Source organism: Streptacidiphilus neutrinimicus (genome assembly GCF_000787815.1).
In the GTDB taxonomy this organism is placed as follows: Bacteria; Actinomycetota; Actinomycetes; order Streptomycetales; family Streptomycetaceae; genus Streptacidiphilus; species Streptacidiphilus neutrinimicus.
Genome location: NZ_BBPO01000063.1, coordinates 26,755 through 38,945, shown reverse-complemented (window position 1 = coordinate 38,945; position 12,191 = coordinate 26,755). Strand labels below are relative to the sequence as shown.

The following is a 12,191-nucleotide window of genomic DNA, read 5'->3' as shown; positions in this document are numbered from 1 at the left end:
GCCCGACGCGCTGCCGGAGGCCGACCCGGACGATCTCGGCAGCCTCGTCTCCGACACGGTGCTGGAGCTGGCGCGGCACGGAAGCATGACCCTGCGCGCCGCGAGCGCGCGCGGTGAGGAGGCGCGCGCCCTCGGCGCGCCGCGCGCGGACCGGCTGATCGTCGCCAGGTTCGGAGACGGCGCCGACGGGCTGCTGGTGACGGCCGTGGCCGCCGGTCCCGGAGCGGAGGAGGCGGTCCGGCTGCTGGCCGCGTCCGTGGGGCGCAGTCGCACCGGCCTGCTCGCGGACCTGCGGCAGGGCGCCCAGGAGCAGCTCCGCTTCGGGCTGCAGCGGCTCACCGCACGCGCCGCGCGCGGGCTGGGGCCGGACGGCGCGATCCATGCGGTCCTGGCGCCCCTCGACCCGACCAACCGCCTCCGGGCGGGCTTCGGCACGGGGCCCGGCGCGCTGCTGCTGCTCGGCGACGACGCCTGGTACGACGCCTACGCCGGCCGACGCCTGGCAGTTGACCCGGACGGCGAGGGGGCGGCGACGCAGCAGCAGGGTCGCTTCCGGTTCCGCGCCGTCGTGCCGGAGCCCGGCGACGTGCTGTTGCTGTGCACGGAGGGGCTGGCGACGCCGCTGCGCGCCGAGCCGGGGATCGCCGCGCTGCTGGCGGAGCACTGGGCCCATCCGCACCCGCCCGCGGGCGTGGACTTCCTGCGGCAGATCCAGGCACGTGCGTCCGGCCACTCGGGTGACCGGACGGCCGCGGCGATCTGGGAGGAGTGAGGAGCCCCCCGCTCAGGCCTCGTCGGCCTCGTTGGCCTCGCTCGACTCCGCGGAGGCCCCCGGAGCGGGCTCCGACGGCTGGGCCGCGTCCTGCGGTTCCGGGCGCTCGGCCCGGGTGACGGGCTCGGCCGTCTCGTCAGCCCCGGGCTCCTGCGGAGTGGCGGCGACCGGCATGAGCAGGACGGTGGGCTTGTCCTGCGGCACCTGGCGCGGAAGGACGGCGGTGGGCACCTCGCCGGCCGCCGCCTCCGTCGGCACCGCGTCCGCCGGGACCGCGTCGGTCGGCAGGGCAGCCTGCGGCGCCGCGGCGTCCGCCGGCACTGCGTCCTCGGGCGTGGGCCCGGCGAGGGGGAGCGGCTCGGTGGCGGGCTCGACGGCGGGTTGGGGGATCGGCGGCATCGCCGGCGCGACAGGCTGCTGCGCCGTCGGCTCGGCCGCCGTCGGCGGGAGGGCCTCCTGCCTCGGGGGAGCCGCCTGTGGCGGCACGCTCGCCGTGTACGCGGCCTGCGGCGTGCCCGCCTGGGGCAGGTCGGCCTGCGGGTGCGACGGCGCGTAGGGCGTGCCCGTGGCCGGGCCGTACGGTCCGGCCTGGCCCGGGATGGGCGCGGAGACGCCGAACGGAGCGACGGGCGCGGGCTCGGCGTAGGCCGCGTACGGGGCGTTCGCGATGACGGGGGAGGCGTAGGGGTGGCCGACTCCGGGGCCCTGGAGGATGCGGATCTGCTGCATCTGCGTCACCTTGCGGATCATCACGATGCCGAGGACCGCCGACGCCAGGCGGCACAGGTCGGCGACGCCGCTCATGCCGTAGGAGCCGACCAGGTCCCCCCAGGAGACCAGGTCGCCACGGGTGGTGTTGACCGGCGTCGCCAGGAGTGCCTGGCCGACGCAGAAGCTGAGCCACCACCAGGTCACCAGGTAGGTGCGCGGCTTGCGCAGGACCGGCTGCGGCTGGAGCGGGATCGAGGAGCGCCAGACACCGCCCGCGACCACGCGCGGCAGGACGAACCAGCCGAGCGGGATGAACCAGCCGCCGATCGCCCAGCCGGGGCTGAGCGCCTGTCGGCCGGGGGCGAGGATCGCCGCGAGGTTCGCGGACTTGTAGAACCAGATGATGAAGACGATGCCGGTGGCGAGCCCGAGCAGCAGGGTGAAGAAGAGGAGGATGCCCGCGACCCCGGCGGCCGCGGCGACGGCGTCCGTGTTCACGTTCGCGGCCCCGGCGTCGTACGCGGCCTTGGCGACCGTGAACGCCCAGATGTTCAGACCGAAGGAGACCAGCGCCAGCACACCGGCGACGGCGATGAGGATCTGCGCGGCGAGACCGATCCCGGCCGGTGCGGTCGGCGAGATGAGCGTCGGCCGCGGGTAGTACGCCGCGTAGGGCTGGGCGGGCGGAGCCGCCAGGTAGCCGCAGTGGGGGCAGCGGCCGTACGCGTCGAGCGCGGCGGCCGAACAGGACGGGCAGAGCACGGGAGATCCCCTTGGCTGGTTCCGCGCACCTTCGCCGCGCGGCTGGCGGCCGATGCTATGCGATGCGGCGAACCCTCGTCCATGTGTTCTGCCACGGGATTCGTGTACGGACGGAGCGGGTCGGGGTGGTGCAGGTCAGAGCCGACGCGGGGCGCGGGTCACCGCGCGAGCAGGGCCTCGCGCAGGTAGTCCTCGACGTGGCCGAGCGCGGCGTCCGGGTTCGCTCCGGGCAGACCGACCACGATGGGCGTGCCGAAGCCGTCCAGGAGCGCGCCGAGGCGCACCGCGAAGCGCTCGGGATCGACCTCGCGGAACTCGCCCACGCGGACGCCCTCGCGCAGCAGCGCGACGAGGTCCTCGCGCCACACCGCCTCGATCTCGACCTGCCCCGCCCTGATCTCCTCGCTGGCCTGCGAGCGTCCCCACACCTCGACCCAGAGGGTCCAGCGGGGATCGCCCGGTCCGGTGGGCAGGTAGAGGGCGGCGAAGGCGCGCAGCCGCGCGGTGGCCGGGGCGTCGCCGGCGAGCAGCTCGCGGCGCCGCTCGCCGAGCTGGGACTCGCTCCAGCGCAGCGTCTCCAGCAGCAGCTGGTCCTTGCTGCCGAAGTAGTACAGCAGGTGGCCGCCGCTCATCCCGAGCTCCTTGCCCAGGGCGGCCATGGTCACCCCGGCCAGGCCCTGCCGGGCGATGGCGGCCATGGCCGTGGCGAAGACCTCCTCGCGCGGCCTGGCCGGCCGGCGCGCGGACGCTCGGACCACTCCCGCTCAGCCCCTCTCGCTTCCGGTGCCCGTTCCGACGGCTCCACAGCTTCGAATGCTGTTCAAACCGCCGAGGACCAGTAAAGCACCAGGAGCGGCACGGGGCCGGTCAGGCGACCTGCCGTCCGGTCACGTAGCCCAGCAACGGGACCGTCGGGGTGACCCGGACGACGTCGACGGAGCCGTCCGTCGGCAGGGTCAGGACGACCTTGCCGCCCGCGAGGGTCACCGGGTACTGCGTCGGCGCGGACCACCCCTTGGCGGTCCGCATGGAGACGGCGACCGTCCCGTCCCCGCCCTGGGCTGCCAGGCAGAGCCAGAGCGGGCCGTTGCGGGCGGCGCCGCCCGGCGCGGTCAGCGTGCCCGCGGGCTCCACGGGGATGTCGGCGTCGGTGTTCGGCGCGAGCGGCGGCAGGTAGGCGAGCACTTCTTCCTCCAGGTAACTGGGCGCGGGCGTGGGGACGGGCTGCGGCGGCGCGACGGGCCGCGGGTACTGGCCGAAGTCGGCGGCCTCGGCGGTGTCGTAGTCGGCGCCGCCGTTGAGGGCGGTGCCGCCTGGTTGGCGGATGGTCGCGAAGGAGGCCCAGACGCCGCCGGACCAGGCGACGGTCTGCCACAGGTAGCGCAGCCCGGCCGCGTGGGCGCCCTGGATCACGCGCAGCCCGCCGTAGACGCCGGTCCGCGCGCTGCCCAGGACCGACCGCACGCCCTGGAAGTAGGCCTCAACGGAGGCCCAGTCGGTGTCGGAGTCGACGGCGAAGTAGACCACGGTCGTGTCCGGGAGCCCCACGCCGGCGCGTTGCGACCACGCCGTGTTGGCGTCGCTCACGCCGGCGCCGTGCCCCTGGAGGGCACGGCCCGCTGTGCTCTCCCAGACGGTCACGAGGCCGAGCCCGGCCGCGCGGTAGTCGGAGACCTCGGTGGAAGTCAGGTTCTTGGTCGGGTCGTTGGAGAAGTACCGGGCCACCCAGGTCGCCCCGGTGGCCTTGATCTCGGCGATCGAGGGTCGGTCCCAGGCGATGTCGATGCCCGTCGCGCCCATACGTGTCCTTCCAGCGCCACAGTCGAGCGATCGTGCTGTTCAAGCCTATCGGTTGACCAGTACGCGCCGTGACGATTTGTCGTCAATCTCCCTAAGCTGGGCAAAGCCTGACCGGTTGTCATCCGATACCGTGGCAGGAGCGAAACAGATCGAACCACCGGGGGATCCACACATGCGCTCCGTCACCATCGCCCTCACCGCGGCGGCCACGGCCGCCGCCGCTCTCGGCCTTTCCGCCTGTTCCTCCAGCGGCGGCGGCTCCGCCTCCGCGGGCAGCACCGCGTCCTGCGTGACCGCGCTCGTCGCCCAGCTCAAGGCCTCCGGCAGCTCTGTCTCCGACGCCACCCCGTCGTTCGCCAAGCCCTCGGCGTGCAACGGGATCGACGCCCTCACCTACTCCAGGCTGGTGACCCAGGCGGTGCAGACCGTCCTCAAGAGCGACCTGCCGACGGGCCTCCCGACGGCCCTCCCCACCGGGCTGCCGTCCGGCCTCCCGAGCGGGATCCCCACGAGCTTCCCGAGCGACCTGCCCACCGAGCTCCCCAGCGGTCTCCCGAGCTGACACCCGCGCCCTCGGGGGCGACGACGGCCGCCGCCCCGCGCGGGGATCGCGGGGGACGGCGGCCGATCGGACGCCTCAGGGGCGCGGCTGCTGCTGGGTGATGCAGTGGATGCCGCCGCCGTTCGCGAAGATCTCGCGGGCGTCGACGAGTTCGACCTTGCGGTCCGGGAAGACGCGGGCGAAGACCTCCGCGGCGGCCTGGTCGCGGGCGTCGTCGAAGGCACACAGGACGACGGCGCCGTTGCAGAGGTAGTGGTTGATGTAGGAGTAGTCGACCGGCTCGCCGTCCTCCTCGAACAGGACGGTGGGGGCCTGGAGTTCGATGACCTCCAGGGCGCGCCCCCGGGCGTCGGTGGAGGCGCGCAGCAGCGCCGCGATCTCCTTGGTGACCTCGTGGTCGGGGTGCGCGGGGTCCGGCTGGCTGTGGACCACGACGGTGCCGGGGCGCAGGAACGCGGCGACGATGTCGATGTGGCCGCGGGTGCCGAAGCGCTGGTAGTCGCGGGTCAGGCCGCGCGGGACCCAGATCGCCTTGGTGGTGCCGAGGAAGGCGTGGATCTCGGCCTCGACCTCCTCGCGGGTCCAGTCGCTGTTGCGGCCCTCGCCGAGCTGCACGGTGTCCGTGAGCAGGACCGTGCCCTCGCCGTCGACGTGGATGCCGCCGCCCTCGTTGATCAGACGCGAGGCGAAGCGCTGAGCACCCGTCAGTTCCACGACATGCTCGGCGATGTGCTGGTCGTTCTCCCAGCTGGCCCACTCCTGTGCGCCCCAGCCGTTGAAGATCCAGTCGGCTGCGGCCAGGCCGCCCTTGCCGTCGGTGAGGAAGGTGGGGCCGATGTCGCGCATCCAGGCGTCGTCCAGCGGACGCTCGACGACCTCGACCTCGGGGGAGACGTAGCCGCGCGCGGCCTCCGCCTCACCGGTGTTGACGACGAGGGTGACCGGCTCGTAGCGGACGATCGTGTTGGCCACGTTGGCCCAGGCCTGGCGGGCCAGGTGGAGCTCGTCGCCCGCGAAGGTCTCGTTGGAGGTCGGGAAGGCCATCCAGGTGCGGTCGTGCGGGGCCCACTCGGCGGGCATGGACCAGCCGAGCGACGCGGGCGTGGGGGTCTCGGTCATGAAGATGGTGCTCCTAGAGGAAGTAGAGGCGGCTGAGGGAGACCGTCTCGGCGGGGTGGGAGTGGAGGGGGTCCCCGTCGAGGGTGACCAGGCCGGTGGTGGGGTTGACGTCGACGGTGCCGAGGCGGTGGTTGCGGAGCAGGTCCTTGGGGCCGATGCCGCGGGTGTGTCGGACGGGGACGCGGCGCCTTCGGGTGGGGAGTTGGTCGCCGTTCGCGACGGCGGCGCCGGCGACGAAGGCGACGGAGATGTCGGCGGCGGTGGCGCCGTGGGCGCCGAACTGGGGGCCGAGGACGAGGGGTTCGCAGCGGTCGGTGGAGGCGTTCGGGTCGCCGGTGACGCCGTAGGCGGGGAAGCCGGACTTGAGCACGAGTTGGGGTTTGGCGCCGAAGTGGTCGGGGCGCCAGAGCACGATGTCGGCGAGTTTGCCGGTCTCGATGGAGCCGATCTCGTGGGCGAGGCCGTGGGCGAGGGCGGGGTTGATGGTGAGTTTGGCGATGTAGCGCAGCACGCGCTCGTTGTCGTCGCCGGACTCGGTGGTGCCGAACGAGCCCTGGCCGTCGAGGGGGCCGAGCTCGTGTTTCATCTTCCCGGCCATGGCGAAGGTGCGGCGGACGGTCTCGCCGGCGCGGCCCATGCCCTGGGCGTCGCTGCTGGTGATGCCGATGACGCCGAGGTCGTGCAGGACGTCTTCGGCGCCCATGGTGCCGGCGCGGATGCGGTCGCGGGCCATGGCGGCGTCGCCGGGGAGGTCGACCTTGAGGTCGTGGGCGGAGACGATCATGCCGAAGTGTTCGCCGAGCGCGTCGCGGCCGTAGGGGAGGGTGGGATTGGTGGAGGAGCCGATGACGTTGGGGACGCCGGCCATCTTCAGGACATTGGGGACGTGGCCGCCGCCGCAGCCTTCGATGTGGAAGGCGTGGATGGTGCGGCCCTCGAGGACGGCGAGGGTGTCCTGGACCGAGAGGCATTCGTTGAGGCCGTCGGTGTGCAGGGCGACCTGGACGTCGTGGTCTTCGGCGACGCGCAGGGCGGTGTCCAGGGCGCGGGTGTGGGCGCCCATGTCCTCGTGGACCTTGAAGCCGGAGGCGCCGCCGTCGGCGAGGGCTTCGATGAGGGGGCCGGGGTCGGAGGAGGAGCCGCGGGCGAGGAAGCCGATGTTGACGGGCCAGGCGTCGAATGCGTTGAAGGCGTGGCGCAGGGCCCAGGGCGAGTTGACGCCCACGCCCCAGACGGGGCCGAACTCCTGGCCGATGATGGTGGTGACGCCGGAGGCGAGGGAGGCCTCCATGATGCGGGGGGACAGGAGGTGGACGTGGGTGTCGACGGCGCCGGCGGTGGCGATGAGGCCTTCGCCGGAGACGATGGTGGTGCCGGTGCCGACGACGACGTCCACGCCGTCGAGGGTGTCGGGGTTGCCGGCGCGGCCGATGGAACAGATGCGGCCTTCGCGGATGCCGATGCTGGTCTTGCGGATGCCCTGGACGGGGTCGATGACCAGGACGTTGGAGATGACGACGTCGCAGGTTGCGCGGACGGTGGTGGCTTTGAGGTGGAGGCCGTCGCGGGCGGTCTTGCCGAAGCCGGCCAGGAACTCGTCGCCGGGTTCCTGGGAGTCGGATTCGACGCGGACGATGAGCCCGGAGTCGCCGAGGCGGATGCGGTCGCCGGCGCGGGGGCCGTGGACGGCGATGTAGTCGTGGGGGTCGATCGCGCCCCAGGGGGCGACGGGGCCGGGGCGGCCGTGGCAGCCCTGGGCGTCGAAGGCACTGCCGCTCATCGCGACTCCTCCTGCTCGTCGTGGTCGAAGCTGGTCAGGTAGCCGCAGGCGCGGGCCTTCTCCAGGGCTCCCTCGCGCGCGCCGGGCGCGTCCAGCGGGCCGTCGACCAGGCCCGCGAAACCGATCGCCACCCGCTCGCCCCCGATCGGCACCAGGCCGACCTCGACGACCGCACCCGCGTCGAACCGCACCGAGGAACCGGCCGGGACCGCGAGCCGCAGCCCGAACGCCTCGGCCCGGTCGAACGCCAGCCGCGGATTGGCCTCGAAGAAGTGGAAGTGCGAGGTGACCGTCACCGGCACCGGCGCGGTGTTGCGCACCCGCAGCACCACCACCGGCTCGGCCGGCTCGTAGCCGACGCCCTCACCCGGCAGCGCCGCGCCCGGCGCGTCCGCGCCGAGCGAGCCCTCGCCGCGGAACGGGTCGTCGATCACGCACAACCGCGTCCCGTCCTCGAACACCGCCTCGACCTGCAACGTCGTCACCACGTCCGCCACACCCGGCAGCACGTCCCCCGCCGCCAGCACACTGCGCCCGGCCTCGATCGCCTCCGCCAGCCGCTTGCCGTCCCGGGCCGCCTCGCAGACCGTGTCGGCGATCAACGCCGTGGCCTCGGGCACGTTGAGCCGCAGACCGCGTGCTCGCCGCGCACGCGCCAGCTCCGCCGCTGAGAACAACAGCAGCCGGTCCCGTTCAGTCGGAGTCAATCGCACGGTGCCTGCCTCGCAGTTTAGAACGCCGTTCAAACTTTCCTCGCATTGAACCCCGACATCGGCCGCCTGTCCAGCCCAAGCCGCGGGAACACGCGCAGGGGCACCCGCCCGGATCAGCCGGACGGATGCCCCAGTCATGCGGTCGGGAGCCGGATGCGCCTACACCCCGAGCACCGCCTCGCGGTGCTCGAACCAGGCCAGGGTGTCGGCGATGCCCTGCTTGAGCGAGAGCTCAGGCCGCCATCCCAGCAGCCGCTCCGCCTTGCCGGTGCGGGTGAACGCGCCCGCGCTGTCGCCCGGACGCGGCGGCGCCACCTCCACCGTCAGCGCCGTGCCGGTGACTGACTCGAAGGCCTTGACCAGCTCGCGGACGGTGGTGCCCTGCCCCGTGCCGAGGTTGATCACCTCGTAGCAGTCCGGGCCGTCCAGCGGCAGCACCTCGTCGAACCGCTGCACGGCCGCGACGTGGGCCTGGGCGAGGTCCCAGACGTGCACGTAGTCGCGGATGCCGCTGCCGTCGCGGGTGGGCCAGTCGGTGCCGGTGATCCGGAAGGGCAGGCCGTTGTCGCGCGCGTGGATCAGCTTGCCGAGCGCGTGCGAGGGCAGTGCCACCTGGAGGCCGGTGCGCAGTTCCGGGTCCGCGCCGATGGGGTTGAAGTAGCGCAGCGAGAGCACCCGCAGCGGGGTCGCCTGGGCGGCGTCCTTGAAGACCAACTCGGTGACCATCTTGGTGCGGGCGTAGGGGGAGAGCGGGTCGAGGGCGGACTCCTCGTCCACCGAGAAGTCCTCGCCCGCGGTGTAGATCGAGGCGGAGGAGCTGAAGAGCAGGCGGTCACAGCCGTTGCGCAGCAGGTGCTCGGTGAGCGCGATCGTCTTGGCGACGTTGACGCGGTAGTACCGCAGCGGCTGGGCCACCGAGTCCGGCACGACGATCAGCGCGGCGCAGTGGATCGCCGCGCTGATCTCGGGATGCTCCTCGAAGATCCGGTCGATGAGATCGCCGTCGCCGATGTCGCCCTCGTAGAACGCGCGCCCCTGGGTGAACTCGGCGCGGCCGGTCACCAGGTTGTCGAGCAGGACCGGGGTGATCCCGGCGTCCAGGCAGGCCGAGGCGACGGTGCTGCCGATGAAACCCGCTCCGCCGGTGATCAGGACCTTCACGTTCTGGTTCCCCTCCGTAGGTGGACGGGCGTCAGCGGCGACGCCCTCGGAAAGCCCGACGTTCGGCGCGCCGTGATGGTTCCGTGATCGCGGAGAGATCTTCCGGTGACCGGATGGTCGGTATGTCGTGACGCTTTGGGCCTGCGTCGGCATTGCCGCTGGGCGCATCATCCGACAGGATGAAGTCCGGATATACACCCCAAGATCCTCGATTCCAGCTCGGAGCTGGGACAATGGGTGAGTAGCACAAGCCGCGCACACCAGGCGCGGCCTCTTTGCAGGGCAGGAGAACGATGGCGCCTAGGACGCAGCCGCCCCGGATCCCGAGCCCCGCGCACCGCCCGCCGCAGCAGGACCAGACACCGGACTGGCTGGAGTCGGCGGCAGCGGCGAACGGGATCGGGTCCTGGCACTGGGACATCCGCGCCGACCGCATCGTCTGCGACCAGCGCGCCCTCGCCATCCTCGGACTCGAGGAGCTCGGCCTGCAGGCCGGCGAGCGCGTGCCGGTCAGCGGGCTGCAGACGGCGGCCGCCGTGGCCGCGGTCACCGCCGAGCTGGCGGAGCGCCCCGCGCGGGAGGCGTCGATCAGCTCGGAGGAGTTCCTCGCGCTGCTGCACCCCGAGGACGCGCCGGTGGTCAGGCGCCGCGTCGAGCGGGCCGTCGCCGAGCTGGGCCAGTGCGGCGCGTACTACCGCACCGTCTTCCCCGGCGGAGAGATGCACGCCGTCCGCTTCCGCGGCCGGGTGCTGGCCGACGAGCACGGCCGCCCGACCCACATGATCGGCTTCGTCTGGGACGCGACCGTCGAGCTGCACAAGCGCCGTCGCGCCGACCACGCCGCCACCGTGCGCGAGGAGCGGACCCTCTTCATCCGTGAGGCCGCCAAGGCCCTGTCGGAGGCGGTGACCACCGCCGACGTCGCCCGTGTCTTCACCGAGCTGCCGCTGCCCGGCATCCCGCCGGACGGCCTGGTCCTCGCCGTGCTGGAGAACGGGCGGATCCAGATCCTCGCCTCCTCCGGCTACGACGGCGACGCGCGCCCGCCGCACGACCACGTGCCGCTGGACGCCGACCACCCCGCCGCGCTCGCCCTGCGCACCCGCACGCCCGTCTTCCTGGCCAACCAGGAGGAGTACCGGCAGCGGTTCCCGATGGCCTGGCCCCAGGCCATCGGCCACCCGCGGCACGCCTGGGCGTTCCTGCCGCTGGTCGCCAGCGGTCGCCCGCTCGGCGTCTGCCTGGTCAGCTTCGACGAGAACCGCACCCTCGACTACGAGGAGCGGACCCTGCTCAGCACCCTCGGCGGGCTGGTCGGGCAGTCGCTGGCCCGCGCCCGGCTGCACGACGCCGAGCACGAGCTGGCCGCCGGCCTGCAGCGGGTGCTGCTGCCGCGCCGCGTCCCGCCGGTCCCCGGCTTCGACGCCGTCGCCCGCTACCTGCCCGCCGGCACCGGACTGCAGATCGGCGGCGACTGGTACGACGTGGTCCCGCTCCCGAACGGCCACGTCGGCGTCGTCATCGGCGACGTCCAGGGCCACGACGTGCACGCCGCCGGCGTCATGGGCCAGCTGCGGATCGCCCTGCGCGCCTACGCGGCGGAGGGCCACCCGCCCGCCGCGGTGATGACCCGCGCCGCCCGCTTCCTCGCGGACCTCGACACCGGGCACTTCGCCACCTGTCTGTACGCCGAGGTCAACGTGGACTACGGCGCGGTCTACGCGGTCCGCGCCGGCCACCTGAACCCGCTGATCCGCCGCGCGGACGGCAGCACGGCCGTCCACCACGTCGACGGCGGCCTGCCCCTCGGCGTCGACCCGGAGCAGAGCTACCCGGTCAGCCGGTTCACCCTGGACCCGGGCGACGTGCTGCTGCTGTGCACCGACGGCCTGGTGGAGACCCGCCGGATCGGCATCGACGAGGGCATGGAGCGGCTGCGGCGGGTGGTCGGCGGCTGCCGGGACGTCGAGCTGTCGGCGCTGGCCGACAAGATCGCACGCTCCGCCGCGGACAGCGCGGAGCGAGACGACGACGTGGCCCTGCTGCTGCTCCGCTGGGAGGGGCTGTCCGCCTCCCGTCCGCGCGAGCACCTGCGCCGCCGGATCGGCCAGGCGGATCTGGCCCGGATCGCCGAGGTCCGCGCGGAGCTGCGGGACGCGGTGCGGCGCTGGGGTGTCGGCGAGCTCTCCGACACCGTCGAACTGCTGACCTCGGAACTGGTCACCAACGCGCTCGTGCACACCGACCGCGACGCGATGCTGACCGCGCGGCTCTCGCGGGACCCGGAGGGCGGTCAGGCGCGCCTGCGGATCGAGGTCGCCGACGACTCCGACCAGTGGCCCAAGCGGCGCACGCCCGGCGAGCAGGCCTCCTCCGGACGCGGGCTGATGCTCGTCGAGGCGATGAGCGACGCGTGGGGCGTCGAGCCGAACGGGACCGGCAAGCGCATGTGGTTCGAGCTGGTCTGCCACGCCGACGTCGCGACGTAGGACCGGCCGGGGGCTCGCGGGCTTACCCGGCTCAGCCGTAGAGCTTCTCGAGGTCCTTGAGCTTCTGCTCGAGCGAATCCCAGGCACTGGCGCGCGGGACCGCGGGCATGGACACGGTGTCGTCCTCGGCCGTCAGGTCGAAGACCCGCTCCCCGGCCCCTATGGCGGGCTCCCCGGAGGCCATCTCCTCGCGCGCGGATCCGGCGGAGCCGGACCCGCCGCCGGAGCGCGGCAGCTGCGGCAGGCGGCGTCCGCCGCCCAGCGCGTGCAGCTGCGGCCGGTCGGCCTCGCGCCGGCGCAGGCGGGCGCGGCGCTCCTCGCG

10 protein-coding genes and 1 pseudogene are annotated in these 12,191 nt (G+C 73.5%); 3 read left to right on the top strand and 8 right to left on the bottom strand.

Annotated elements, in window-relative coordinates:
• On the top strand, window positions 1-772 hold a 772-nt coding region (locus TR48_RS29890), incomplete at its 5' end, for a PP2C family serine/threonine-protein phosphatase (protein WP_042373165.1).
• Window positions 773-784: 12 nt separating this feature from the next.
• Here TR48_RS29890 and TR48_RS29885 read toward each other — a convergent pair.
• From TR48_RS29885 to TR48_RS39370, 3 genes are all read right to left on the bottom strand, one after another.
• Window positions 785-2,245: a DUF4328 domain-containing protein gene (locus TR48_RS29885; protein ID WP_042373163.1), complete on the bottom strand. Its 1,461-nt coding sequence runs from the start codon at window positions 2,243-2,245 to the stop codon at window positions 785-787.
• Window positions 2,246-2,403: 158 nt separating this feature from the next.
• Entirely contained in the window at window positions 2,404-2,943 is a 540-nt protein-coding gene (locus TR48_RS29880) for a TetR/AcrR family transcriptional regulator (RefSeq protein ID WP_084729880.1), read from the bottom strand.
• A gap of 169 nt (window positions 2,944-3,112) precedes the next feature.
• Window positions 3,113-4,045, bottom strand: coding sequence for a glycoside hydrolase domain-containing protein (locus TR48_RS39370; RefSeq protein ID WP_052443162.1), 933 nt, complete (start codon window positions 4,043-4,045; stop codon window positions 3,113-3,115).
• 172 nt (window positions 4,046-4,217) lie between these two features.
• Here TR48_RS39370 and TR48_RS39365 point away from each other — a divergent pair, with 172 nt between their 5' ends.
• Window positions 4,218-4,607: a hypothetical protein gene (locus tag TR48_RS39365; RefSeq protein WP_052443161.1), complete on the top strand. Its 390-nt coding sequence runs from the start codon at window positions 4,218-4,220 to the stop codon at window positions 4,605-4,607.
• Between the two features lie 75 nt (window positions 4,608-4,682).
• Here TR48_RS39365 and TR48_RS29865 read toward each other — a convergent pair whose 3' ends face one another.
• The 4 genes from TR48_RS29865 to galE all read right to left on the bottom strand — a co-directional run bounded on the left by TR48_RS29865 (window position 4,683) and on the right by galE (window position 9,380).
• Window positions 4,683-5,726 (bottom strand): agmatine deiminase family protein, encoded by a 1,044-nt coding sequence (locus tag TR48_RS29865; RefSeq protein ID WP_042373159.1) that lies wholly within the window; start codon window positions 5,724-5,726, stop codon window positions 4,683-4,685.
• Between the two features lie 13 nt (window positions 5,727-5,739).
• Window positions 5,740-7,506 carry an urease subunit alpha gene (locus TR48_RS29860; protein ID WP_084729879.1) on the bottom strand — a complete coding sequence of 589 codons (1,767 nt, stop codon included), beginning with the start codon at window positions 7,504-7,506 and terminating at the stop codon, window positions 5,740-5,742.
• On the bottom strand, window positions 7,503-8,219 hold the full coding sequence (ureA, locus tag TR48_RS29855) for an urease subunit gamma (RefSeq protein WP_042373157.1): 717 nt from the start codon (window positions 8,217-8,219) through the stop codon (window positions 7,503-7,505). Before ureA ends, TR48_RS29860 begins: the two co-directional genes overlap by 4 nt.
• Before the next feature lie 159 nt (window positions 8,220-8,378).
• Window positions 8,379-9,380: a UDP-glucose 4-epimerase GalE gene (gene galE, locus TR48_RS29850; protein ID WP_042373155.1), complete on the bottom strand. Its 1,002-nt coding sequence runs from the start codon at window positions 9,378-9,380 to the stop codon at window positions 8,379-8,381.
• A 293-nt stretch (window positions 9,381-9,673) separates the two neighbouring features.
• Between galE and TR48_RS29845 the strand changes: the two genes are divergently transcribed.
• Window positions 9,674-11,869: a SpoIIE family protein phosphatase gene (locus TR48_RS29845; protein ID WP_052443160.1), complete on the top strand. Its 2,196-nt coding sequence runs from the start codon at window positions 9,674-9,676 to the stop codon at window positions 11,867-11,869.
• A gap of 31 nt (window positions 11,870-11,900) precedes the next feature.
• On the opposite strand, the pseudogene TR48_RS43755 reads toward TR48_RS29845, so the two are convergent.
• Window positions 11,901-12,191: pseudogene (locus TR48_RS43755) on the bottom strand (hypothetical protein); the annotation flags it as partial.